Genomic DNA, 23,901 nt, shown 5'->3' on the forward strand with positions numbered 1-23,901 from the left:
TTGTCCAGCCGGGGCGCGGATTGTGCCGCGCGGAGTTGATCGTGTCCCTGGGCCCGCGCCGCCACGTGGCTCCGGCAGCGCTTTTTTGCGCTGGCGCGGAGGTCCGGTGCTGCAATGACGGGCCACTGTCCTGGCTAACGGCCGAATGGCGGAAAAATTAAGGGCGATGGCAGCGCGCGGCCTTCCCTGGCGGTGCGGCGGCTAGCCGCAGGCGGGCCGCAGCAGGCGGTCGATGGCCTGGGCCACGCCGTCGTCGGCGTTGCTGGCGGTGACGTGGGCGGCGTGGCGGCGCACCTCGGGCTCGGCCTGGCCCATGACGATGGACAGGCCGGCGCGGCCGAACATGGGCACGTCGTTGGCGCCGTCGCCGATCACGGCGGTGCGCGCGAGCGGCACGCCGATGCCGGCGGCGAGCGCGGCCACGGCGTTGCCTTTGTTGGCGTCGGGATGGGTGACGTCGAGGTAGTAGGTCTGGGAGCGCAGCGCGCCTACGTCGGCGCCGAGCTGGGCCTGGAGCTGGGCTTCCAGGCGCGCCAGCAGGCCGGGATCGGCGTCGGCGGCGACGATCTTGTCGACGCGGCCGAGGTAGCCGTCGAAGCTGTCCACCACCAGCGGGCCGTAGCCGAGGGTGTGGAGTTCGTGCGGCACGTAGGGGCCGTCGGTGCGGCGCAGCAGCCATTGGCCGTCGGCGAAGACCCAGGTGTCCACGCCGGTGCCGGCGAACAGGGCCAGCGTGTGGGCGGCGGCCTGGCGGGACAGGTGCCGGGACTGGGCGATGCTGCCGTCGGGCGCGACGATGGCGGCGCCGTTGAAGGCGGCGGTGGGCAGGTCGATGCCGAGCTGCTCCACCAGCCAGCGCATGCCGCGCGGCGGGCGGCTGCTGACCAGCGTGAAGCGGATGCCGGCGGCGCGCAGGCGGGCGATGGCGGCCTCTGTTGCGGGGGCGAGGGTCTTGTCCGGGCGCAGCAGGGTGCCGTCCACGTCGGAGACCAGCAGGTCGATCGGGGGAAGCTGGGCAATCCGGGACATCGGGGGCGTCGGCATGGTCATGGCGTGGGGGGGCATCAGTGGCGCCGGGGGCGTCAGTCGCGCTTGTGCCAGCGGCGGCCGTCGCGCGCGAGCAGTTCGTCGGCGCAGCGCGGGCCATCGCTGCCGGCCTTGTAGCCTTGCACGTCGGCGCTGTCGTCGTCGCGCCAGGCGTCGAGGAAGGGCTGCACGGCGCGCCAGCCGTTCTCGATGTTGTCGGCGCGCTGGAACAGGGTCTGGTCGCCCATCAGGCAGTCGTAGATCAGGGTCTCGTAGCCGGTGGAGGGCCGCATGTGGAAGAAGGTGGAGTAGGCAAAGCCCATCTGCACGTTGTCGATCTCCACGGCGGGGCCGGGGCGCTTGGCCTGGAAGTCGAACCACATGCCTTCGTCCGGCTGGATCTGGATGGTGAGGTAGTTGGGCTTGAGGCGGTCCACGCGGGTGTCGCGGAACAGCGAGGACGGCGCCTGCTTGAAGCAGATGGCGATCTCGGTGTCGCGCACGGCCATGCGCTTGCCGGTGCGCAGGTAGAACGGCACGCCGTCCCAGCGCCAATTGTCCACCATGAGCTTGAGCGCGACGTAGGTCTCGGTGCGGCTGTCGCGCGCGACCTTGGGTTCGCCGCGGTAGCCGGGCACCTTCTGCCCGGCCATCGTGCCGGCGCGGTACTGGCCGCGCACGGAATTGGCCAGCGCTACCTCGCGCGTCTGCGGGCGGATGGCGCCGATCAGCTTGGCTTTCTCGGCGCGCACGGCGTCGGCGCCGAAGGCGGCGGGCGGCTCCATCGCGACCAGGCCCATGAGCTGGAACAGGTGGTTGGGCACCATGTCGCGCAGCGCGCCGGTGTGCTCGTAGAAGTCGCCGCGCTGCTCCACGCCCACGGTCTCGGCGGCGGTGATCTGCACGTGGTCGACGTAATGGTTGTTCCAGAACGCCTCGAACAGGCCGTTGGCGAAGCGGCTGACCAGGATGTTCTGCACGGTCTCCTTGCCGAGGTAGTGGTCGATGCGGTAGACCTGCTCCTCGCACATGGCGCGCAGCACGCGGGCGTTGAGCGCCTGGGCGGACTTGAGGTCGGAGCCGAACGGCTTCTCGATCACCACGCGGCGGAACACGCCGGGCGACTCGGCGAGCAGGCCGGCGGCGGCGAGCCGGTCCACCACTTCGCCGAAGAAGCGCGGCGAGGTGGCGAGGTAGAACACGGCGTTGCCGGTGGGCGCGGCCTTGATGCGCGCGGCGATGTCGGCGTAGGTGCGGTCGTCGAGGAAGTCGCCTTGCAGGTAGCTGATGCGGCGCGCCTGCGGGTTCCACATCTTGGCGTCGAAGACCTTGGCGCGGCCCTTGCCTTCCACGCCGCCCTCGGCGCCGGGGCGCGCGCGGGCGCGGATGCCTTCGGCCAGCCGCTCGCGGAAGGCGGCGTCGGTCATGGCGTTGTGGTCCACGCCGACGAGGTGCAGGCCCTCGCACAGCAGGCCGTCGCGGCGCAGGTTGTAGAGCGCGGGCACCAGCAGGCGCGAGACCAGGTCGCCATGCGCGCCGAACAGGAACACCGTGGCCGGCGGCGGCTTGGGGGCCTTGGCCATCATGGGGCGGTGGTTGCCGGTGGCTTTGGTGGCGGCCTTGCCTGCGGCGGCTTTCGCGGGCGCTTTGGCGGATGCCTTGGCGGTATCCTTCTTGGCCTCCACGGTGGCCCCCTTCCCGCCCTCCTTCGCGGCGGCGGCCATTACGGCTTCTCCCCGCCGCCGGTCACGTATTCCACGTGCCCGCCAAAGCCGAAGCGCATGGCCGACAGCAGTTTCTCGCCATAGGTATGGTCCTGCCGCGAGCGGAAGCGCGCGAACAGCGCGCTGGACAGCACCGGCACCGGCACGGCCTGCTCGACCGCGGCATCGATGGTCCAGCGGCCTTCGCCGCTGTCGGCCACCTCGCCGGGAAAGCGCGACAGCGCCACGTCGCCGGCGAGCGCCTGGGCGGTGAGATCCAGCAGCCACGAGGACACCACGCTGCCGCGCCGCCAGACCTCGGCCACGTCGGCGAGGTCGATGTCGAAACGCTCGGCCGCGGGCAGGCTGTCGGACGACTTGGTCTTGAGGATGTCGAAGCCTTCGGCGTAGGCCTGCATCAGGCCGTATTCGATGCCGTTGTGGACCATCTTGACGAAGTGCCCGGCGCCGGCCGGGCCGGCATGGATGTAGCCGCGCTCGGCGCGGCTCCTGGCCGGATCGCGCCCGGGCGTGCGCGGGATGGCGCCGTAGCCGGGGGCCAGCGTGTCGAACAGCGGGTCGAGCCGGTCCACCACCGCGGCCGGGCCGCCGATCATCAGGCAGTAGCCGCGCTCCAGCCCCCATACGCCGCCGGAGGTGCCCACATCCACATAGTGAAGCTGGCGGGCCGCCAGCTCGCCGGCGCGGCGGATGTCGTCCTTGTAGAAGGTGTTGCCGCCGTCGATGATGACGTCGCCCGGCGACAGCAGGCCGGCCAGCGTGGCGATCATCTGCTCGGTGGCCTCCCCGGCCGGCAGCATGATCCAGACCGCGCGCGGCGCCTGGAGCCTGCCGACCAGTTCCTCGACGCTGGCCACGCCCTGCGCGCCTTCGCCGGCCAGTTCCCGCACCTTGTCCGGGCTGCGGTTGTACACCACGACTTCGTGCTGCCCGCGCAGCAGCCGCCTGGCGATGTTCGCGCCCATGCGCCCAAGCCCTACGATTCCGAGTTGCATGATCGGTCCTTTCATTGAGTCAGGGGGATGACGACATCTCAAAAACCAGCACACGTCTGAAACCAGCGGCCATTGTCCGCTTCCCGGCGCGCGCCTGCACGGGCCGCCGGGAAAAGCCCTGGCACCCAACCGAAAGATATTGATGAATCACATCGATGCGGCCACCGGCTCTGCTTCGAGCGCGGCAACAACAGTAAATTCCACCTCGGCCCGCAGGGCATTTGCACGTTACTAAACGCACGCTTAAAATAGCGCGACCAGCCCGGCGGGATCGCACACGACCGGGCGGATTCTTTTTTACCGGACTGCATCTGGGGACACGCACCGGCCAACCGCGCGCCCTGTCATGTCCTTGCCTGCCTTGCCGTCCCGCCACCCCCGTATTGCCCTGACCTGTTCCGTGCCTTCGTCCGTGCCACGGCGCGAGTAGCCGCGCGCGCGGGCCATGCCAGCCTGCCCGCCTTGTCCGTCACAGCCAGCCACCCGGCCAACGCCAGCCGGCCGTGCCTTGCCTGCGTGCCTGCCCGCGTCCTCGTCCGCATCCCTGTCCGCATTCATCCGCACACAAACCGCACCGATTCACCGCCCTCGCCCCAGCATGTCCGCAAACAGTTCCACCCTCGCCGCCCCCGATTCCGGGGACCAGCAAGGCAGCATCGGCCGGCGCATCGCCGCCATCGTCTTCTTCAACTTCATCGCCTACCTGACCGTGGGCCTGCCGCTGGCCGTGGTGCCGGGCTTCGTGCACGGCGACCTGGGCTACGGCACGGTCATCGCGGGGCTGGCGGTCAGCATCCAGTACCTGGCCACGCTGCTCAGCCGCGCGTGGGCCGGCAACCTGTGCGACCTGCAAGGTCCCAAGAAGTCCGTCACGCTCGGGCTGGCGCTGTGCGCCGGCAGCGGCCTGCTGGTGGTGCTGTCCAGCGCCTGCGCCGGCACCGCGTGGCTGAGTCTGGCGTGGCTGTTCGCCGGGCGGCTGGTGCTGGGCGCGGGCGAGAGCCTCGTCACCACCGGCACCATCGCCTGGGGCATCGGCGACGTGGGCCCGCGCTTCACCGGCAAGGTGATCTCGTGGAACGGCATGACCACCTACGGCGCGCTGGGGCTGGGCGCGCCGCTGGGCGTGCTGCTCGACAAGCACCTGGGTTTTGCCTCGCTCGGGCTGGCCACCACCGCGCTGGCCGCCGCCGCGTTCCTGCTGGCGCGGCGCAAGTCGGCGGTGCCCACCGTCAAGGGCGCGCGCATGCCGTTCCGCACGGTGTTCCGCCACATGACGCCGTTCGGCCTGTGCCTGGCGCTGGGCTCGGTCGGCTTCGGCACCATCACGGCCTTCGTCACGCTGTACTACGGCAGCCGCGGCTGGGACCACGCTGCGCTGGCGCTGACCAGCCTGGGCGTGAGCTTCATCGTGGCGCGGCTGCTGCTGGCCGACAGCATCAGCCGCTTCGGCGGCTACCGCGTGGCGCTGTGCTCGTTCGCGGTGGAAGCGCTCGGGCTGGCGCTGATCTGGATGGCGGACTCCCCGGCCACGGCCCTGGCCGGCGCGGCCGTCACCGGCTTCGGCTTCGCGCTGGTGTTTCCGTCGCTGGGCATGGAGGCGGTCAAGCTGGTGCCGGCCAGCAACCGCGGCTCGGCGCTCGGCGCCTACGCGCTGTTCCTGGATCTGTCGCTGGGCGTGACCGGGCCGGTGGCGGGCGTCATCGCCAACCATGCGGGTTATAGCTCGGTGTTTCTGTTCTCGGCCTTGTCGGCCGTGGCGGGGCTGGGGTTGAGCCAAGTGCTGGCAGCGCGGGCGCGGCGTGGCAAGCCAGGGGACAATGCCCTGACTTCAGCCTGACAGCGCCCGCGCCGGCATACGGCTGCGGTTGTCCACGCCGCCCCACCCCGATCAACGCATCTGGAACAACTCCTGGTGAAAGTTGCCGGGATCCATGCCGTGGGCCGCTAGGTCGCGGCGCAGTGCCTTGCCGAGGGCCGCGGGGCCGCAGAACCAGATGCTGGCTTCCCGCCAGTCCGGCACGGTGTTGCGCAGGCGTTCGCCGTTCAGCCGGCCGTCCCTGGCGTCCACCAGCAGATGCAGCCGGACATGCGCGGCTTGCGCGTCGGCCTGCAGGTTGTCGATGGCCGATGGCGAGAAGTCCGCGGTCGGATGGAACAGGTCGATGGCGTGCTGCTGGTCCCGCGCGCGGGCCAGATGCTTCATGCGCGCGATGAACGGGGTGATGCCGATGCCGCCGCCGACCCATATCTGCCGCTTGCACCGGTCGGTGAAGGTGAAGCAGCCGTAGGGACCTTCCACCGTCACCGCGTCGCCGGCCTTCAGGCGTTCCGACAGCCGGCTGGTGTGGTCGCCCAGCGCCTTGGTGAATACCGTGATGCGGCGCTCCCGCGGATCCCACGCCGACGCGATGGTGTAGGGGTGCGCGCCCTCATTGCGGTCCGAGGTGAGAAACGCGAACTGGCCGGGCTGCTGCCCGGGCCAGCCGGGCTCCATGACGAGGGTGGTTTCCAGCACGCGCAACTCTGGGTAATAGGTCAGCGATTCGATATGGCCCGTCACCTTGCGGTGCGCGCCGACCTGCCTCGACAGCACGCGCACGGCGGCGACGGTGCCCGCCGCCGCCATGAGCGCCATGACGATGCCGACCGGCTGGAGCCAGTACCGGAATTCCAGCAGGATGACGGTGTGGAACACCAGCACCAGATAGAGCGCGGCGAGAATGGTGTGGGTCTTGGCGAACAGGCGGTAAGGAAAGCGCCTGACCAGGGCCAGGACGATCAGCACGGCGGCGGCATAGAAGGTCCACTCGCCAAGGAACTCGGCCAGGTCGCGCTGGCCGCGGAACAGTTGCTCGACGGCGCCCAGCGATTGCCCGCCGCCACGCCGCGCCGGCCTGGTCAGCCAGCCCCAGCCGACCGCCCACTTGGTGCCCTTGGCCCACAGCCAGTGGACGACACCGAACGCCAGCGCGGTGATGCCCAGCCATTTGTGCAGCCGGTACATCTTGTCCAGCCCGCCGAGCGCGGGCTCGATCGCCTTCGGCCGCGCGGCCAGCACCACGGCCACGCTCATCGCGCCCATCGCGATCACCCCGGTGTACTGGACCAGCACGTGGCGCAGCGGGAAGTAGCCGAACGGCTGCGGGACAAAGGTATCGGCGAGCAGCCAGAGCACGGTCAGCCCTGCCAGCAACGCACAGAAAGCGATCTTGATTGGCGCCATCGGGCATGCCTCCGAAAGCGAAGCGCGGCATCGCGGCACCGTGCGGCAAGCCGCCTTCTTTCGAAAGTATGCAATTCACTCGCGCTGGCGGCATTGCGCTGGGACAAGTCTGCGGGCGATGTCGGCCGGCTGTTTTGAAGCGGGCCGCGAGCGCGCGCTGCATGCACCGTATTTCCCCGTATCCGTCTGACGCATCCCAGGAAATTTCCCACGGGGAACCAGGCAGCGTCCCAGGCGTGGCCATCGCACCCGACGATCCCGGCTTTGCCGCCCGGCAGAACGGACACACCGGAGCTGCCCGCGCAGTTCGGGCGGGAAATGCCGCGCCAGGGGAAAGCCGGCTAGATCAGCGTGCCGATCGCCCGCGGCAGTTCGCCCGTCACGCTCGCCAGCCGCGCCGCGGCCGCGCCCAGTTCCGCGCCCGACGCCACCGTGCCGATGCTGACGCGATAGCCCGCGGGAGCGCTGCCGCCGGCAATGGCGAAGTGGGATCCGGGCGACAGGCGCACGCCGGCCTGCAGCGCCTGCGTGCAGAAATCGTCGACCAGCATGCCGCTGGCCGCGGGAACCCAGACGTGATAGCCCGCCGTGTTCGGCTCACGCATGCCAGGCAGTGCTGGCCGAATCCGCGCAAGGCGCTCGCGTGCTTCATTGCGATGCCGCTCGATGCAGCGTTGCGCGGAACCATCCGTCAGCATGGACTCGGCCAGGGCCAGGTAAAAGCCCGGCCCGATCCATTGCGTGCTCACCAGGGCCTCATGAAACGGACCGACATAAGCCGGCGGCACGACGGCATAGCCCAACCTGAAGCCCGACGCCACGCACTTGGAAAATCCGGTCAGATAGAAGGTCCTTTCCGGCACGAGCGTCGCCAGCAGCGGCAATCCGTCATTGGCCAGCGGCACGTTGACCCCGTCTTCGATCAGCATGGCGTCGTGCTTGCGCAGTATTGCCGCAAGCGCCAGCCGGCGCTCCAGCGAGAGCGTTGCCGTAGTGGGATTGTGCATGGTGGGCGTCAGGATGACCACGCGCGCACCGGAGCGCTCCAGCGCTTCCTCCACCGCCTCCGGCACCACGCCATCCTCATCGCACCGCGCGCCGATCAGCTGCACGTTGGAATACTCGGCTATGCGCTTGATGCCGGTATATGTGAGCGCCTCGCAAACGGCGCGATCGCCGGGTTTCAGCAGGGCCCGGAAAGAAGCCAGCAGTCCCTGATGAACGCCCGTGGTGCACAGGAGGCTGTCGGGATCCGGCCATTGCCCGGCCGCGCCGATCCACCCGGCCGCGACTTGCCGGTGCGCCGCCGACGGCAGGTACGAGTGGTAGGAAAACAGGCTGTCGTGCAAGGCATCGGGCGCGAGCTTGCCCATCGCGCCTTGCAGGACATCCGCGACCACTGCCGCGGGCAGCGTGTTGAGGGACAAGTCGATGGTATCGGTCGCATTCGCCGCGGTGCGCGTCTCGCGTATGAACGTGCCGCTGCCGACGCGCCCTTCCACCAGGCCCCGCCGCGCGGCTTCGCCCATGGCACGGCTCACGGTCGCTACCGTGACGCCGAAAAACTCACTGATTTCCCGGTTCGAAGGGAGTTTGTCTCCAGGCCGGAGCGTGCCTTCCGCCACGCCCTGCTCGATCGAGGCGAGCAGCGCCATGTACTTGGAGAGACTCGGGTCGAGGCTTGAGGGAATCCACGTTTTTTTCATAGTCGTCGCAATCCAGCGGGCAGTGTTCTACCCCTTCACCGGCAGCGAACTAGTATACACTCGGCGCACGGCCGCCGGCCGGCGAAAAGCCGAAGACAACCAGTGGGACCTGCCTCGTGGAAGTGCCCCGTGGAGGCTGCCGGTTTCCGGCAAACGGCAGACCGGCCCCGGCGTCGCCACGACGACAGGCTCCTGGTCCGGGCCCGACGAACCGCAGACCACGGCGTCACCACGGGCAATCGTGGGCGGGCAGCCATGCGGCACCTGGAAGGCGCCACAGTGCTTGTTGACGTGCTTCGGTCCGATCGGCGGAAAATCCTTCGCGACCCGCGCGTGTCCTAGCGCACCACCTGCATGCGGCGTTGCAACCTGCCGACGATCCGCGATATGCCAAAGCTCAGCAGGAAATACGTCGCGGCCACGAAAACATACATCTCCACGGGCCTGTTGTCGCGCTGCGCCACCTTGGCCGCGGCCCCGACGAAATCCGTGATGGACAGCACGTACACCAGCGACACGTCCTGGAACAGCACGATGGTCTGTGTCAGCAGCACGGGCAGCATGTTGCGCACGGCTTGCGGCAGAACGATCGACGCCATGACCTGGCCGTCGCGCATGCCCAGCGCCCGGCCCGCGGACGTCTGTCCGGGCGACACCGACAGGATGCCCGCCCGCATGATCTCGCAGTAGTACGCCGCCTCGAACATCACGAAGGTCGTGAGCGACGAGCTGAAGGCACCGACCTGGACCGGCTTGCCGGAACCGGTAAGCCAGGCGCCGATGTACGGGACCAGGAAATAGAACCAGAAGATGACCAGAACCAGCGGGACGGCCCTGACGACGTTCACGTAGCAGGTGGCTATCGCGGCGACGAACGCATTGGATGACAGCCGCATCAGGGCCAGGATCGTGCCGAGAATCAGCCCGCCGATCATCGCCATCACCGTGAGCTGGATGGTGAAGGCCATGCCGTCGAGGAACAGGTAGCGCAGCGAGCGCGCGATGACGCCCGTGTCGAATGTCTCGAGCATGCTCTACCTCCGTCCCGCTTGCGCGGTGAGGCGCTCGTTCACATGACGCATGACGAAGATCACGGTCAGGTTCATGGCGACGTAGAGCGCCGTCGCGACGGTGAACGCTTCGAACGTCTGGAACGACAGTTCGGTCATGGCCCGCGTTCGCGCCGTCAGCTCCATCAGCCCGATCGTCAGCGCGACCGCGCTGTTCTTCATCACGCCGACGAATTCCCCGGTAAGCGGGAGGATCACGATCCGCAATGCCTGGGGCAGCAAGATGAAGCGATAGACCTGCCACGGCTTCATGCCGCTTGCCAGCCCCGCCATGAACTGGCCGCGCGGGAGGCTGCGTATGCCGGCGCCCACCTGCACCGCGACGCGCGCGGAGGTATAGCAGCCGAGAGAGACCACCGCCGTCAGAAACGACGAGTATTCGTAGCTCTTCAGCCAGGCTCCCACGGCTGCCGGCAGCATCTCGGGAAAGACGAAGTAGAACAGGAACATCTGCACCAGCAGAGGTATGTTGCGAAACAGCTCGATGTAGGCGTTGGCCACCTTCGACCATCGGCGGTCTGCCACGGTGCTCAGCGTGCCGATGGCAAAGCCGAACACCAGGGCCACCACCCACGCCGTGAGCGCGGTAGCCAGCGTCCAGCCCAGTCCGTCGATGACCGCCTGCAGGTACGTACCGCTGCCGTCAGGAGACGGCTCCCCGAAGATGCCCCAATTCCATTGATAGTTCATGTCTTCGTCCGGTCACGAGCCCGTTCGCTTACTGATAGTCCTTCGGGTCGCCGGAGTCGTTGGGCCTGGCAATGGCATGCTGCAGCTTCTGGCTCATCGGAATGCGCAGATTCACATTGATCGAAGGCAGCGGCGATTCGAACCACTTCGTGTAGAGCGTCTTGATCTCGCCCGACGAGAACATGCCGGCCAGCACGCCGTTGACCAGCTCGCGGAAGGCCGGGTCGTCGCGGCGCATCATGAGCGCCCACGGCTCCACCGGCATCTCGTCGACGATCCCCATGTAGTACTCGTCGGGATTCTTCGCGCTGGCGATCTGGGAGGCGATCAGGATGTCGGTGACGATGAATGCATTGGCGCGTCCGGTGTCCATCATCATGAACGAGGCCCCGTGGTCGGGGGCGACAAGCACCTTCATGCCGAGATTGCGCTCGCGGTTCATGTCGTTGACCAGTTTGACGTCGGTGGATCCCGACGTGGACACCACGGTCTTGCCCTTCAGGTCGGCAACGGCCCGGATGTTGGCCGCCTTCTTCGCCACGTAGGCTTCGTTGCCGACGTAGATGGCGTAGGAGAACGCGACCTGGCGCTGGCGCTCGAGCGTGTTCGCGTCCGAGCCGCAGGTGAGATCGATCGTCTCATTGACCATCAGCGGAATCCGCGTCGCCGACGTGATCGGCTGCAGCTTCACGTCGAGCTTCGCCATGCCCAGCTTCTTCTTGATGGCCTCCGTGACCCTGCTGCAGATGTCGAGCGAGTAGCCGCGAAACGCCTGCTTGTCGTCGAGGTATGAGAAAGGAACCGAGGACTCCCGCACGCCGAGCGTAATGCTGCCGGTGTCCTTGATCTTCTTGAGCGTGCCCGTGAGTTGTTCGGCGCGGACAGGGGCCATCAGGGTGAAGGCGGCCACCACCGCGGCCGACAGAATGCTCCAGTGCTGCAACTTCATGACGTGCTCCTTGCTGCGGGCGGCTCGGGCCACCCAGTGTTCATGACCCTTGAATGTGAATCGCCGGATCCGTGGTCCAGCAGTGACACCGGTACGCCCACCAATCAAAACTAGTTCAATGCAAGACTATTAGCACCAGTGATGTAGTGATATTCGGTGAAACCCGTACAGGTTTGCAAGAAGAACCTGGTTTGAAGGTCCAAAACGTAGATTTGGTGCGGGATGTGCGGAACCAGTGCACTTGGGAACCGTTTTAGTGCGCGGCGCAAGATAGCATGGACAAGACGAGAAACAGCATAAATTTATGGCTCTTAAGTCACCAAAATTCGCCCTCCAAACGGGAATCGCGAGGAACAGTTGTTTGCCACCACAGAAATGAACTAGTATTCAACACAAATAGAACTAGTTCTATTTGTTTGCCATACAAGCATGTCTAGTGCATTCGCAGCGCTGTTCCCTGTCCCCTTATCTCTCAGTGGAGTTTCGACGATGGTACGTCCCAGTTCTGAAGCACTTGTGTCCGGCGAGGTGTATGTGCCCGGTTTGCCCAAGGAATATGTCACCGCCAAGTACGGTGTCCCCGCGAACGACATCGCCAAGCTGGCTTCCGCCGAGAACCCGCACGGCGCCTCGCCGAAGGCGGTGGCCGCCGTCGAGGAAGCGCGCCAGAGACTCGATATCTACCCGGACTGGACCGCGCGCCAGCTACGTGAAGCCATCGGCGCGAAGTACGGCTTCGACCCGGAAGGCGTCGTTTGCGGCTCCGGCGAGACCGAGGTGATTTCGATGGTGATCCGTGCCTTCGCGGCGCCGGACGACCCCGTCCTCATGCATGCGCCCTGCTTTCCGCTCTACCGCATCTATGCGAACGCGGAAGGCCGTTGCCCCGTGTATGTACCGATGGGCAAGGACTTCGACCCGCAGATCGAGCTGTACCTGGAGACCCTGAAGAAGGTCAATCCCAAGATCGCGTTCATCACCAACCCGCACAACCCGAGCGGCCAGATGCTGCCGGAGGCGGACGTGCGGCGCGTCTGCGAAGCTGCTAGCGAAGATACCTTGATCGTGCTCGACGAGGCCTACGTCCACTACAGCGAAGAAACGTTCGGCCTGGACCTGCTCCGCGAGTACAAGAACCTGATCGTGCTGCGCACGATGTCCAAGGCCTTTGGACTGGCGGGTCTGCGCGTGGGCTTCGGCATCTCGGCCAACGTCGACCTGATCCGTCCGCTTCGCCTCATCAAGCCGACCTGGAACATGGGCCAGATGCAGATCGCCGGCGGCGTGGCGGGCATCGACGACGACGAGCACGTGCAGCGCGCCGTGCGCACGGTGGTGGAGATGCGCGAATACGTCACCGCCGGCGTGAACAATATCCCGGGCTTCCGCGCCGTGCCGAACTCCCGCGCCAACTTCTTCCTGACGGAGATCCTGAATCCGGAACTCGATGCCACGCGCGTCTTCAACGCGCTGCTGCAGCGGGGCGTGATCGTCAAGGACGGGTCGGACATCGAGGGACTGGGCTCGCGCTACCTGCGCGTGGACGTGAACCTGAAGAAGCATATGGACCGCTTCCTTTGGGCGCTTGGCGATATTCGCGCCTGAATCGCGGCCTGACTGCCGGCCGCCCCGGCGCCGCGTCCTCTTGCCTGGGCACTGCCGCGCAGAGCGGGACGCGGGGCCCCGCCCGCGCCGCTAGCGCATGTCGGCAATGTCGCGCGCCTCGACGAGCGCACGCGGAAATCCCCGCCGCGCCACGATTAGCATCGCGCGCCCGACCTGCTCGGTGGTGGTGACGTAGGCCGGGAACAGCCGCCGCAGCAGCGGCAGCAGCGGCCCGAGCAGCAGGTAGGGAATCCGGTAGGCCGCGGTCTTGGAGCGGATGCCGTGCAGCGGCTGGATGGCGCCGGGACGGAACATGTAGGCCGCCTTGAACGGCAGTTCGAGCAGCGCGTTCTCGGTGCGGCCTTTCACGCGCGCCCACATCGAGCGCCCGCGCGCGGTGCTGTCGGTGCCGGCGCCGCTCACGTAGACGAAGGTCATGCGCGGGTTGAGCCGGGCCAGCACCTGCGCGGCGGCCAGCGTGATGTCGTAGGTGACGCGGGTGTACTCGGCTTCCGACATGCCGGCCGACGACACGCCGAGGCAGAAGAAGCAGGCGTCGAAACCGGTCAGCGCCGCCTCGATGCCTTCGTAGTGCAGCAGGTCGGCGTGCGCCACCTCGGTCAGCTTGGGGTGCCGCTGGCCGGTAGGCGTGCGGCCCACGGTCTGCACGCGCTGCACGTCGTCGGCCAGCAGGCATTCGCGCAGCACGCCGAGGCCGACCATGCCGGTCGCGCCGAATATCAGTACGTTCATTCGTGACTTCCTGTTCGATGAGAGCGGCCGCGCGTCGTGGTTTCCGAATTGCCGGCATGCCACTGCGGAAAAATCCGCTTGATCGCGGCGCCGCCATGCGGCCCGTTTTCCGCGGCGCGGCGGCACCGGCGCCGATCGCGCGCGGGCGCGGCATTTTTGCTTGACCCATGCCATGCCCGCCGCTAGAGTACGCGCATTCTCAACAACAGGGCATACCCAGTGGGCAATTGTTCCGACGACAGTAGCCGATCCAGGATCGGCATCACCGCCTGATCGGGCCACGGTATCCCTAATCCGTGCCCGCTCCGCGGCACGGTGCTTCGAGGCCGGGCGTCCTGCCCCGCCTGCTTTCCTGAACACGGTCTCCTTCCACCGGGCGCGCTGCGCATCGCAGCCCGCCGGTGGCTGCGTTCGTCCACCGCCAGCGTGCCCGCGGCCGGCACGCGGCTTGTCCACGCCGGTCCGCCCGGAACCGACCAGAGGCCAGACATGGACCCCGACCCTTCCTGCAGTCCGACGCGCCGGGAGCGCGGCGGCTGACCGCCTGACCTGCATCGCGCGCGCCGCCACCGGGCGCGCCGCGCGCATCCGCCTGGCTTTCCCCGCCCCGCTCTCCGCGCCGTCCCTCATCCCGTAGTCCGCCGGGCATGCGCCCGTCACCGGCCACCCGCGCGCGTTCGCGCCGCGCGGCGCCGGGGATGCGTCACGCCTGTCGATGCCGTTCGACTCCGCTCCGAGAGCCAGACAACCATGTTCCCGAACACCCCTTTCCTGCCCGCCGGCGCCTGCGCGCTGGCCGCCTGCCTTGCCCTGGGCGGCTGCGATGGCGGCGCGCATGCCGGCCCGCCCGCGTCCTCTTCTTCACCCCCATCGTCCGCCGGACTCGTGCGCGATGGCGGCGCCATCTTCGTGCCCGCGGCCTCGCCGCTGCGCGCGCGCCTCGAGGTCCGCGCCGTCGCCGAGACGCCATTGCGGCGGCCCATCCCGGTCCCCGGCGAGATCGAGGCCGATCCGGCCCGGCTGGTGCGCATCGTGCCGCCGCTGCCCGGGCGCATCGCGCGCCTGCACGTGGCGCTCGGCGATGCCGTGCGCGCGGGCGACGCGCTGCTGACGCTGGACTCGGCCGAACTGAGCGCCGCGCGCGGCGAGGCCGGCAAGGCGCGCGCCGCGCGCGAGCAGGCGCGGCTGGAACTGGAGCGCCAGCGCGCCTTGCTCGACGCGGAGATCGCCGCGCGCAAGGACTTCGAGCAGGCCCGGCTGGCCTACGCGCAGGCCAGCAGCGACGCCGACACCGCCGCCGCGCGGCTGGCGCAGCTTGGCGCCGGCGGCGGCGCGCCGTCGCAGCGGCAATACACCATGCGCGCGCCGCTGGCCGGGCGCGTGATCGCGCTGGACGCCGCGCCGGGCGGCTACTGGAACGACACCGCCGCGCCGCTGATGACGGTGGCGGACCTGTCCACCGTGTACCTCGCGGCCAACGTGCCGGAGAAGGACATCGGCGCGGTCTTCGCCGGGCAGCCGGCGCAGATCGCGTTCAACGCCTACCCCGGCGCAACCGTCACCGGGCAGGTGCGCTACGTGGGCGAGATCCTCGACGCCGACACCCGCACGGTGAAGGTGCGCGTGGCCATCGACAACCGCGAGGGGCGCTACCGCCCGGGCATGTACGCCACGGTCGTGCTGGCCGGCGCGGCGCACCCGGCCCTGCTGGTGCCGCCCGCGGCGCTGCTGCAGGGCGGGCTGGAGACGCGCGTGCTGGTGGAGACCGCGCCGTTCCGCTTCGCGCCGCGCGTGGTCGCCACCGGCGCGCAGGCGGGCGGCATGGTGGAAATCCTCTCCGGCCTCGAGGCCGGCGAGCGCATCGTGGTGAAGAACGGGGTGCTGCTCCATGATTGACCGTTTCGTCACCCTGTGCTTCGAGCGGCGCGCCGTGGTGTGGCTGGTGTTCGCGCTGGTGGCGCTGTACGGCGCCCATAGCTGGAAGCAGCTGCCGATCGAGGCCTATCCCGACATTGCCGACGTCACCTCGCAGATCGTCACCCAGGTGCCCGGCCTGGGCGCCGAGGAGATCGAGCAGCAGATCACCATCCCGCTGGAACGCGCGCTGCTGGCCACGCCCGGCATGCACGTGCTGCGCACGCGCAGCCTGTTCGCGCTGTCGCTGGTCACGGTGGTGTTCGAGGACGGCACCGATGGCTATTGGGCGCGCCAGCGGCTGCAGGAGCGCCTCAACGAAGTCGAGCTGCCGTATGGCGCCAGGCCCGGGCTCGATCCCTACACCTCGCCCACCGGCGAGTTCTACCGCTACACGCTGGCCTCGCCCACGCGCAGCCTGCGCGAGTTGTCGGAGCTGCAGGCGTGGACCGTGGTGCCGCGCCTGAAGAAGGTGCGCGGCGTGGTGGACGTGACCACCTTCGGCGGCCTGACCACGCAGTTCATGCTGGAGGTGGACCCCGCGCGCCTGGCGGCGTACAAGCTCACGCTGGCGCAGGTGAGCGCGGCGCTCAACGCCAACAACGCCAGCGCGGGCGGCGGCGTGATCGACCGCGGCGAGCAGTCCTACGTGGTGCGCGGCACCGGGCTGCTGCGCTCGCTCGGCGACATGGGCAACGTGGTGGTGACGGTGAAGGACGGCACGCCGGTGCTGGTCAGGGATCTCGGCACGCTGCGCTACGGCAGCGTGGAGCGGCGCGGCATCCTCGGCAAGGACGACGACCCGGACGCGGTCTCCGGCATCGCGCTGCTGCTCAAGGACTTCAACGCGGCACAGGCGCTCGACGGCGTGCACGCGGCCGTGCGCGACCTCAACGACAACCTGCTGCCGGCGGACGTGAAGGTGGTGTCCTACCTGGACCGCGCCACGCTGATCGACGCCACCATGCGCACCGTGGGCATGACGCTGGCCGAGGGCATGGTGCTGGTAGCGGTGGTGCTGCTGCTGTTCCTGGGCAGCCCGCGCGCGGCGCTGATCGTGGCGCTGACGATTCCGCTGTCGCTGCTGATCGCGTTCATCTTCATGCACCACCTGCGCATCCCGGCCAACCTGCTGAGCCTGGGCGCGATCGACTTCGGCATCCTGGTGGACGGCGCGGTGGTGCTGGTGGAAAACGTCCTGCGCCGGCGCGAGCAGCAGGCGCAGCGCCCGCTGGCGCCGCGCGACGCGCTCGCCGCGGCCTTGCAGGTGGCGCGGCCGATGGGCTTCGGCATGCTGGTGATCGTGGCCGCCTACCTGCCGCTGTTCTCGTTCGAGCGCATCGAGTACAAGCTGTTCTCGCCGATGGCCTTCGCCGTGGGCGCGGCGCTGGCCGGCGCGCTGATCGTGGCGCTGGCGCTGGTGCCGGGGCTGGCGTGGCTCGCCATGCGAAAGCCGCGCCGCGTGTTCCACAACCCGGCGCTGGCGTGGCTCGGCGCGCGCTACCGCGCCGCGCTGGAGCGCAGCATCGGCAAGACGCGCCGGGTGGCCGCAACCTGCGCGCTGGCGCTGGCCGGCATGCTGGCGCTGGGCGCCACCATCGGGCGCGATTTCCTGCCCTACCTCGACGAGGGCTCGCTGTGGCTGCAGGTGCAGATGCCGCCCGGCATCACGCTCGAGCGCGCCGCCGACATGGCCAGCGAGCTGCGCCGCGCCACGCGCGCGTTTCCCGAAGTCTCCTACGTGGTCACGCAGACCGGCCGCAACGACGACGGCACCGACTACTGGACGCCTTCGCACATCGAGGCCAGCGTGGGCCTGCACCCGTACCGGACCTGGGCCTCCGGCATGAGCAAGCAGCAACTGATCGACAAGCTGGCGGCGCGCTACGCGCAGATGCCCGGCTTCACGGTGGCCTTCATGCAGCCGATGATCGACGGCGTGCAGGACAAGCTCTCGGGCGCGCACAGCGACCTCGTGGTCAAGCTCTTCGGCGACGACCTCGCCGAGCTGCGCGGCCTCGCCGCCCAGGTGGCGGACACCCTGCGCGGCGTGCCCGGCGCGGCCGACGTGGCGGTGGACGTGGAGCCGCCGCTGCCCAACCTGCGCATCGACCTGGACCGCGCCGCCGCCGCGCGCCACGGCATCAGCGCGGCCGACGTGGCCGAGCTGGTCGCCACCGGCATCGGCGGCGCGCCGGTCGGCCAGGTCTACGTGGGCGAGCGGCGCTACGACATGACCGTGCGCTTCGCGCCCGAGGCGCGCGCCGGCGCCGACGGCATCGGCGGCCTGATGCTGAACGCGGCCAACGGCGCCAGGGTGCCGCTGGCGCAGGTGGCGGACATCCGCGCCACCTCGGGCGAAAGCGTGATCGTGCGCGAGATGGCGCGCCGCCACCTGATCGTGCGGCTCAACGTGCGCGGGCGCGACCTGTCCGGCTTCCTGGCGCAGGCGCGCCCGGCGCTGGACGCCGCGCTGCGCTACGACCCGCGGCGCATCCAGGTCGAATGGGGCGGCCAGTTCGAGAACCTCGAGCGCGCGCAGGCGCGCCTGGCGCTGATCCTGCCGATGACGCTGGCGCTGATGTTCGTGCTGCTGTTCGCCGCGTTCCGCAACCTGCGCCAGCCCGCGCTGGTGCTGCTGGCGGTGCCGCTGGCCGCCATCGGCGGGCTGGCCGCGCTGCACCTGCGCGGCATGACGCTCAACGTGTCCAGCGCGGTGGGCTTCATCGCGCTGTCCGGCGTGGCGGTGCTCAACGGCGTGCTGATGATCGCGCAGATCAACCGGCTGCGCGCGCAGGACGGCATGGACCTGCGCGCGGCGGTGATCGAAGGCGCCGCCAGCCGCATGCGGCCGGTGCTGATGACCGCCACCGTGGCCGCCATCGGCCTCACGCCCGCGATGCTGGCGACGGGTCTCGGCAGCGACGTGCAACGCCCGCTGGCCACCGTGGTGGTGGGCGGGCTGGCCAGCGCCACGCTGCTGACGCTGTGGCTGCTGCCCGCGCTCTATTACCTCGTGGAAGCCCGCGCCGCGCGGCGCGCGGCCTGAGGAGAATCCGGATGAACGACAAGAACACGTACGAGCACAAGAACAAGCACAAACCCTTCGCCCTGCCGGGCCTGCTGGCGTGCGCGCTGCTGATGCCGGCCCACGGCGCGGCGGCGGCCGGGCCGGTGCGCTTCGCCGATTTCCTCGAGGTGGTCGAGCGCCAGAATCCCGGCCTGGCCGCGCAGCAGGAAACCGTGCGCAGCGCGCGGGCCGGCATCGACATCGCCGGGGTGCGGCCGGACCCGGTGCTGACCTATGGCCGGGGCAACATCGAGCTTAGCCGCGCGGTGACGCCGCGGCCGCCGCGCACGCATGAGCTGGGCCTGGAGATTGCGCTGGAGCTGGGCGGCAAGCGCGCCGCGCGCGTGCGCGCCGCCGGCAGCGGCCTGCGCCTGGCGCAGGCCGGCGAGCGGGGGTTCCGCAACGCGCTGTACGCGGAATCCGCGGCGGCCTTCGCCGAAGCCTGCCGCAGCCGCGACGCGCTGGCGCGCCAGGAGTCCGCGCTGGCGGCGCTGGGCCGGGTGGTGCGCGCCAACGAGACGCGCCGCGCGGCGGGCGACATCGGCGGGCTGGAGCTGGCGCAGTCGCGCGTGGAGCGCGACCGCTTCGCCGCCGGCGTCACCGCCGCGCGGGCGGCGGCGGGAGCGGCCATGCAGGCGCTCTCGGTGCGGCTCGGCATGCCCGTGGAGGACGCCTTCGGCGGTGCGCCGCTGGCCTGCGATTTCCCCGCGTACGAGCCCGGCGCCGATGCCGGCGCGCTGGTCGCGCAGGCGCTGGAAGCGCGCGACGAGGTGCGCATCGCGCGCGCCGCGCTGGACCACATGCGCGACAACGCGGCGCTGGCGCGCGCCAACCGCTGGGTGGACCCGAGCGTAAGTCTCGGCCTGACGCTCGCGCCGGGCACGCCCGGCGATGGCGGCGGCGGCGGCACGGCGCGCTCGCGCATGCTGGGCGTGTCGGTGTCGGTCCCGCTGCCGCTGTCGCGCCTGCAGCGCGGCGAGCTGGTGCAGGCCGGGGCGGACGTCACGCAGGCCATGCTGGCGCTGCGCGAGGCGGAACTGAAGACGGCGGCCGAAGTCCGCCGCGCCCTGCTCGCCTTCGCGGCCGCGCGCGAGAACTTCCGGCGCTACCGCGACGCGGTCAGCGCCGACGCCGACCGCGTGCTCGACGGCATGCGCCAGTCGTACCGCCAGGGCGCGGCGCCGCTGCTGGCGCTGCTCGACGCGCAGCGCACCGCCGACGAGACCTACCTGGACTATCTCCAGTCGCGCGCGGACCTGGCCGAAGCCACGGTGGCGCTGCAGCTCGCCACCGGCCAGCGGCCGTCGCTCTGAGCGCGGCGGCGGAGCATGAAATGGGGGCCGGCGCCCGGGTGCGACCCCGGGCGCCGGGCTTGCCTTTGTTACACCTTGATGTCGACGTTCTGGCCCAGGTGCGGCGGGTTGCTGGCGGCCACGCTGGCCGGCGCCACCGACGCCAGCAGCGCGGCCACGCCCTCGGCCTGCAGGTCCAGCGATTTGCGCAGCATCAGCAAGGGCACCGGGTCGGAACCGGCGTTGCTTGCCGCGCTGACGATGGCAGTATCCATGAGTGAATCGTCCTGTTTCGGGTTGCGGTTGGTGGTGCGGGTGGCCGGGATGCCGGCAGGCCGGCCGGAAAAAGCCGCGGCGCCACGCGCGGGAGGGATTCCTGCCAGTTTGTTGTCGGCCCGCCGCGACAAAGCTTTAGCGCGGCGGGCGGAACGTTTATGATAGGCAACCCCGCGCGCTCGTCCGCCGGGTCCGGAACAGCGGGCGGGGAAAAGACCGGATCGCCGGGGCGGTGGCCGCACCGGGCGGCGCGCCGGCGAAGATTGCCGCAAGAATTCCGGCAAGGATTCCGGCAGGACCAGTCACCAAAAAGAACATCATGGGTCGGGCGAAAAAAATAGCGGGCCGCATCGCGATTTCGTGTTTGACTGCCGGCATCTCCCTGCCCGGCCTGGCGCTGGATTCGGCGCAGTTGTACGAGCGCGAGTCGCCCAGCATCTGGGTCGTCACCGTGTTCGACGCCCAGGGCGGGCGCATCGGCCTGGGCAGCTCGGTGGTGATCGGACCGGAGGAGCTGGTCACCAACTGCCACGTGCTCAGGAACGGCAAGTCCATCGGCATCCGGCGCGAGAACACCGCGCACAGCGCGCGCCTGGTGCATGCCGACGTGGAGCGCGACCTGTGCATCCTCCACGCCAGGGGGCTGGCCGCGCCGGCCGTGAAGATCGCCCCGCTCGCCTCGCTCAAGGTCGGCCAGAAGGTCTATGCCATCGGCGCGCCGCGCGGCTATGAGCTGACCCTGAGCGACGGCCTGCTGTCCTCCCTGAACCGCGACGCCGCCGACCGCGTGGTGCGCCTGCAGACCACCGCGCCGATCTCGCCGGGCTCCAGCGGCGGCGGCCTGTTCAATACCGACGGCCAGCTGATCGGCATCACCTACCTGATGCGCGCCGACGCGCAGAACCTCAATTTCGCCGTGCCCGCGCAGTGGATCGACGAGGTGCCGGCGCGCTCGGCGCTGGCGCTGCAGCGCTTTCGCAGCGAGGCCGCGGCCGTGCCGGCGGCCGCGGCGCCTGCAGCGCCCGCGCGGGCGCTGCCTCCGCCGGCGCCGCAACCGCTGCCGGCCGGCACGCAGGACCGGCAACTGACCGGCGCCGAGCTGGCCGCGCATTTCACGCATCTCGGGCGCGTGGACGCCACCGCGCCGTCCGGCATCACGCTGTGGCTCAACGTCCGCGAGAGCGGCGAGCTGGACGTGACCAATGCCGTCAGCCGCGGCTACTCGCCGGGCCGCTACCGTATCGAGCCGGACAGCGGCCAGGTCTGCATCGACATGGACAACCCCAAGTTCAGGACCATGCAGACGTGCTACCGGCTGACCGAGGCCGGCGGGCGCTACGTGATGCGCTCGGTCTCCAGTCCCTATTACTTTTCCTACGTGAAATAACGTGAAACAGCACGGCACGCCCTCCCTGTCCTGCCCTCCGTCCACGGGCATGCATTCCATGCGTCGCGCCGCCACGGCCGCCGCCGTGGCCGCCGCCCTGCTGCTCGGCGGCTGCGCGCCGGCGACCGTCGGCGTCTCCACGCGCGCCACCGACTACAGCGGCAAACCCACGCGCCTGTACGTGGTGGGCATGACCGGCATGGGCTGGGACAGCGATTTCTCGCAGGCCTTCGCCGCCAAGTTCCGCGAGGTGGCCGGGCAGTGCGGCGTGGCGGCGGCCTATGACGAGCTGTCCGGCCTGGAGCTGGACCCGAACGCCATCAACGGCCGCATGCGCGCGTTCCACGCCGACGCGCTGCTCACCATCTCCAGCGGCGGCGGCGTGCTCAGCGCCTACGGCCAGCGCCTGTCGATCCGCTACGCCAGCACGCTGACCGACGTCCGGCTGCGGCGCCCGGTCTGGAAGGGCCAGTACACCTTCAGCCGCGGCTCCACGGCGATCCCGATCGAGGAACGCGCCGCGGTGTTCGCCATCGACCTCACCAACAACCTGAAGAAAGACGGTTTCCTGAACGGCTGCGCGCCGATCGCGCTGGGCCAGAACGGCCGGCTGGACCCGGCGGCGGTGCCGGTGATCGTGCATGGCGCGCCCATCCGGCCGCCCGTGGCGGCGGACGGCGCGGGCGCCGCGGTGGTGGCGCATGGCCCGGCCGCGGGCCAGGCCGCCAATCAGTCAGCCAATCAGGCAGCCAACCCGGCCGCCACGCCGGGCGTGCCCGGCGGCGCGACGCTGCGCGACCTGCAGGACCTGCTGCCGAAGTAAGCGGGCGCCGCGCGCCTCCTGAGGCACACCGCCTTTGCCATTGGCAGCAATGTGGGTGTTCTGTGCGCGGCAGCCGCCTGCGTTACCATGACGGTCCCGGTTTCTCCCCGTGCCCGCGCCCGGCACCGCGCGCGCCGCCCGCCTCCGCTTCCGCCATTGCCGCCACTCCCGCCATTGCCATGACTTCTGCTCTCCTGCTCGAAAACATCCACGACACCGCCGTAGAACGCTTCAAGGAAGCGCTCGTCACCGTGGAGCGCCGCAGCGGCGCGCTCGCCGGCGAAGAACTGCACCGCGCGCCGCAGGCGCACCAGATCCTCGGCATCCGCTCCGCCACGCACCTGGGCGCGCCGGAGATCGAGGCCGCCCGCCACCTGCTGGCCATCGGCTGCTTCTGCATCGGCACCTCGCAGGTCGACCTCGACGCGGCCGCGCGCGCGGGCATGCCGGTGTTCAACGCGCCGTTCTCGAACACGCGCTCGGTGGCCGAGCTGGTGATCGCCGAGGCCATCCTGCTGCTGCGCCGCGTGCCGGAGAAGAACACGCTCGCGCACGCGGGCAAGTGGGCCAAGGGCGCCAGCGGCTCGTTCGAGGCGCGCGGCAAGACCATCGCCATCGTCGGCTACGGCAACATCGGCTCGCAGGTGGGCGTGCTGGCCGAGGCGATGGGCATGCGGGTGGTGTACTACGACGTGCAGGCCAAGCTGTCGCTGGGCTCGGCGCGCGCGGCGCGCTCGCTGGCCGACGCGGTGTCGCACGCGGACATCGTGACGCTGCACGTGCCGGCCACCGCGCAGACGAAGAAGATGATCGACGCCGCCGTGCTGCGCCAGTTCAAGCGCGGCGCGATCCTCATCAATGCCTCGCGCGGCACCGTGGTGGACATCGAGGCGCTGCGCGCGGCCTGCGACGACAACCACATCGCCGGCCTGGCCATCGACGTGTTCCCCGAGGAGCCGAAGACCAACGCGGACCGCTTCACCAGCCCGCTGCAGGGCGTGCCCAACGCCATCCTGACGCCGCACATCGGCGGCAGCACGGAAGAGGCGCAGGAAAACATCGGCACCGAGGTCGCCACCAAGCTGATCGCGTTCCTGCGCACCGGCGACACCGTCGGCGCGGTCAACTTCCCCGAGGTGAGCCCGGGCCCGCTGACCTCGCCGGCGCGGCTGCTCAACGTGCACGGCAACGCGCCGGGCGCGCTGGCCGCGCTCAACACGCTGCTCGCGCGCGACGGCGTCAACATCGTGGCGCAGCACCTGCAGACGCGCGGGGAAATGGGCTATGTGGTGACCGATCTCGACAAGGCGCCGTCGGCCGAACTGGTGGCCGCGCTGGACCAGGAAAGCGCGTTCATCCGCTGCCGCGTGCTGCGCAACGAGCAGGGCTGACGCGAAC

General features: G+C 69.7%; 18 protein-coding genes. 8 read left to right on the plus strand and 10 right to left on the minus strand.

Going from position 1 to position 23,901, the window contains the following annotated elements; translation table 11 throughout:
• Positions 1-201 precede the first annotated feature (201 nt).
• From AC3WXD_RS06330 to gnd, 3 genes are read right to left on the minus strand one after another with little or no spacing between them, the layout of a single operon-like run.
• A complete protein-coding gene (locus AC3WXD_RS06330; RefSeq protein ID WP_492323286.1) occupies positions 202-1,065 on the minus strand; it encodes a Cof-type HAD-IIB family hydrolase in 864 nt (287 codons plus the stop codon).
• A gap of 17 nt (positions 1,066-1,082) precedes the next feature.
• Positions 1,083-2,750, minus strand: a complete 1,668-nt coding sequence (zwf, locus tag AC3WXD_RS06335; RefSeq protein WP_492323287.1) for a glucose-6-phosphate dehydrogenase — start codon at positions 2,748-2,750, stop codon at positions 1,083-1,085.
• Positions 2,750-3,745 carry a phosphogluconate dehydrogenase (NAD(+)-dependent, decarboxylating) gene (gene gnd / locus AC3WXD_RS06340; protein WP_492323288.1) on the minus strand — a complete coding sequence of 332 codons (996 nt, stop codon included), beginning with the start codon at positions 3,743-3,745 and terminating at the stop codon, positions 2,750-2,752. Before gnd ends, zwf begins: the two co-directional genes overlap by 1 nt.
• 598 nt (positions 3,746-4,343) lie before the next feature.
• On the opposite strand from gnd, the gene AC3WXD_RS06345 reads away from it, so the two are divergent.
• The gene (locus AC3WXD_RS06345; RefSeq protein ID WP_492323289.1) at positions 4,344-5,582 is read left to right on the plus strand and encodes an MFS transporter; all 1,239 of its coding nucleotides are present in this window, start codon (positions 4,344-4,346) and stop codon (positions 5,580-5,582) included.
• A 51-nt stretch (positions 5,583-5,633) separates the two neighbouring features.
• Here the strand turns inward: AC3WXD_RS06345 and AC3WXD_RS06350 are convergent, their stop codons facing one another.
• From AC3WXD_RS06350 to AC3WXD_RS06370, 5 genes are all read right to left on the minus strand, one after another.
• The gene (locus AC3WXD_RS06350; protein ID WP_492323290.1) at positions 5,634-6,968 is read right to left on the minus strand and encodes a ferredoxin reductase family protein; all 1,335 of its coding nucleotides are present in this window, start codon (positions 6,966-6,968) and stop codon (positions 5,634-5,636) included.
• 341 nt (positions 6,969-7,309) lie between these two features.
• A complete protein-coding gene (locus AC3WXD_RS06355) occupies positions 7,310-8,674 on the minus strand; it encodes an aminotransferase-like domain-containing protein (RefSeq protein ID WP_454740830.1) in 1,365 nt (454 codons plus the stop codon).
• Between the two features lie 338 nt (positions 8,675-9,012).
• Complete coding sequence (locus AC3WXD_RS06360; RefSeq protein WP_492323291.1) at positions 9,013-9,705, minus strand: amino acid ABC transporter permease; 693 nt, start codon at positions 9,703-9,705, stop codon at positions 9,013-9,015.
• A gap of 3 nt (positions 9,706-9,708) precedes the next feature.
• A complete protein-coding gene (locus AC3WXD_RS06365) occupies positions 9,709-10,434 on the minus strand; it encodes an amino acid ABC transporter permease (RefSeq protein ID WP_492323292.1) in 726 nt (241 codons plus the stop codon).
• A 28-nt stretch (positions 10,435-10,462) separates the two neighbouring features.
• Positions 10,463-11,383, minus strand: a complete 921-nt coding sequence (locus tag AC3WXD_RS06370; protein WP_492323293.1) for a transporter substrate-binding domain-containing protein — start codon at positions 11,381-11,383, stop codon at positions 10,463-10,465.
• A gap of 489 nt (positions 11,384-11,872) precedes the next feature.
• Between AC3WXD_RS06370 and hisC the strand changes: the two genes are divergently transcribed.
• Positions 11,873-12,988 carry a histidinol-phosphate transaminase gene (hisC, locus tag AC3WXD_RS06375; protein WP_492323294.1) on the plus strand — a complete coding sequence of 372 codons (1,116 nt, stop codon included), beginning with the start codon at positions 11,873-11,875 and terminating at the stop codon, positions 12,986-12,988.
• 90 nt (positions 12,989-13,078) lie between these two features.
• On the opposite strand, the gene AC3WXD_RS06380 is transcribed toward hisC, so the two are convergent.
• Positions 13,079-13,741 (minus strand): NAD(P)H-binding protein, encoded by a 663-nt coding sequence (locus tag AC3WXD_RS06380; protein WP_454733578.1) that lies wholly within the window; start codon positions 13,739-13,741, stop codon positions 13,079-13,081.
• A 750-nt stretch (positions 13,742-14,491) separates the two neighbouring features.
• Between AC3WXD_RS06380 and AC3WXD_RS06385 the strand changes: the two genes are divergently transcribed.
• The 3 genes from AC3WXD_RS06385 to AC3WXD_RS06395 are packed head-to-tail and all read left to right on the plus strand — an operon-like array spanning position 14,492 to position 20,038.
• Positions 14,492-15,637: an efflux RND transporter periplasmic adaptor subunit gene (locus tag AC3WXD_RS06385; protein WP_492323295.1), complete on the plus strand. Its 1,146-nt coding sequence runs from the start codon at positions 14,492-14,494 to the stop codon at positions 15,635-15,637.
• A complete protein-coding gene (locus AC3WXD_RS06390) occupies positions 15,630-18,704 on the plus strand; it encodes an efflux RND transporter permease subunit (RefSeq protein WP_492323296.1) in 3,075 nt (1,024 codons plus the stop codon). The genes AC3WXD_RS06385 and AC3WXD_RS06390 overlap by 8 nt, the downstream gene beginning before the upstream one ends.
• 11 nt (positions 18,705-18,715) lie before the next feature.
• A complete protein-coding gene (locus tag AC3WXD_RS06395) occupies positions 18,716-20,038 on the plus strand; it encodes a TolC family protein (RefSeq protein WP_492323297.1) in 1,323 nt (440 codons plus the stop codon).
• Positions 20,039-20,106: 68 nt separating this feature from the next.
• Here AC3WXD_RS06395 and AC3WXD_RS06400 read toward each other — a convergent pair whose 3' ends face one another.
• The gene (locus AC3WXD_RS06400) at positions 20,107-20,292 is read right to left on the minus strand and encodes a YjfB family protein (RefSeq protein WP_020205827.1); all 186 of its coding nucleotides are present in this window, start codon (positions 20,290-20,292) and stop codon (positions 20,107-20,109) included.
• 365 nt (positions 20,293-20,657) lie between these two features.
• Here AC3WXD_RS06400 and AC3WXD_RS06405 point away from each other — a divergent pair, with 365 nt between their 5' ends.
• From AC3WXD_RS06405 to serA, 3 genes are all read left to right on the plus strand, one after another.
• A complete protein-coding gene (locus tag AC3WXD_RS06405; RefSeq protein WP_492323298.1) occupies positions 20,658-21,680 on the plus strand; it encodes a S1C family serine protease in 1,023 nt (340 codons plus the stop codon).
• Between the two features lie 58 nt (positions 21,681-21,738).
• A complete protein-coding gene (locus tag AC3WXD_RS06410) occupies positions 21,739-22,503 on the plus strand; it encodes a hypothetical protein (protein ID WP_492323299.1) in 765 nt (254 codons plus the stop codon).
• Positions 22,504-22,682: 179 nt separating this feature from the next.
• Entirely contained in the window at positions 22,683-23,894 is a 1,212-nt protein-coding gene (gene serA, locus AC3WXD_RS06415) for a phosphoglycerate dehydrogenase (RefSeq protein WP_020203382.1), read from the plus strand.
• Positions 23,895-23,901: the final 7 nt, after the last annotated feature.

This window comes from Cupriavidus sp. FW216-B1, assembly GCF_058789195.1.

What these genes read in the sequence shown, in the direction of transcription:
- AC3WXD_RS06330 (WP_492323286.1), bottom strand. Translation starts at nt 1,065, where the DNA reads ATGCCCCCCCACGCCATGACCATGCCGACGCCCCCGATGTCCCGGATT.
- zwf (WP_492323287.1), bottom strand. Translation starts at nt 2,750, where the DNA reads ATGGCCGCCGCCGCGAAGGAGGGCGGGAAGGGGGCCACCGTGGAGGCC.
- gnd (WP_492323288.1), bottom strand. Translation starts at nt 3,745, where the DNA reads ATGCAACTCGGAATCGTAGGGCTTGGGCGCATGGGCGCGAACATCGCC.
- AC3WXD_RS06345 (WP_492323289.1), top strand. Translation starts at nt 4,344, where the DNA reads ATGTCCGCAAACAGTTCCACCCTCGCCGCCCCCGATTCCGGGGACCAG.
- AC3WXD_RS06350 (WP_492323290.1), bottom strand. Translation starts at nt 6,968, where the DNA reads ATGGCGCCAATCAAGATCGCTTTCTGTGCGTTGCTGGCAGGGCTGACC.
- AC3WXD_RS06355 (WP_454740830.1), bottom strand. Translation starts at nt 8,674, where the DNA reads ATGAAAAAAACGTGGATTCCCTCAAGCCTCGACCCGAGTCTCTCCAAG.
- AC3WXD_RS06360 (WP_492323291.1), bottom strand. Translation starts at nt 9,705, where the DNA reads ATGCTCGAGACATTCGACACGGGCGTCATCGCGCGCTCGCTGCGCTAC.
- AC3WXD_RS06365 (WP_492323292.1), bottom strand. Translation starts at nt 10,434, where the DNA reads ATGAACTATCAATGGAATTGGGGCATCTTCGGGGAGCCGTCTCCTGAC.
- AC3WXD_RS06370 (WP_492323293.1), bottom strand. Translation starts at nt 11,383, where the DNA reads ATGAAGTTGCAGCACTGGAGCATTCTGTCGGCCGCGGTGGTGGCCGCC.
- hisC (WP_492323294.1), top strand. Translation starts at nt 11,873, where the DNA reads ATGGTACGTCCCAGTTCTGAAGCACTTGTGTCCGGCGAGGTGTATGTG.
- AC3WXD_RS06380 (WP_454733578.1), bottom strand. Translation starts at nt 13,741, where the DNA reads ATGAACGTACTGATATTCGGCGCGACCGGCATGGTCGGCCTCGGCGTG.
- AC3WXD_RS06385 (WP_492323295.1), top strand. Translation starts at nt 14,492, where the DNA reads ATGTTCCCGAACACCCCTTTCCTGCCCGCCGGCGCCTGCGCGCTGGCC.
- AC3WXD_RS06390 (WP_492323296.1), top strand. Translation starts at nt 15,630, where the DNA reads ATGATTGACCGTTTCGTCACCCTGTGCTTCGAGCGGCGCGCCGTGGTG.
- AC3WXD_RS06395 (WP_492323297.1), top strand. Translation starts at nt 18,716, where the DNA reads ATGAACGACAAGAACACGTACGAGCACAAGAACAAGCACAAACCCTTC.
- AC3WXD_RS06400 (WP_020205827.1), bottom strand. Translation starts at nt 20,292, where the DNA reads ATGGATACTGCCATCGTCAGCGCGGCAAGCAACGCCGGTTCCGACCCG.
- AC3WXD_RS06410 (WP_492323299.1), top strand. Translation starts at nt 21,739, where the DNA reads ATGCGTCGCGCCGCCACGGCCGCCGCCGTGGCCGCCGCCCTGCTGCTC.
- serA (WP_020203382.1), top strand. Translation starts at nt 22,683, where the DNA reads ATGACTTCTGCTCTCCTGCTCGAAAACATCCACGACACCGCCGTAGAA.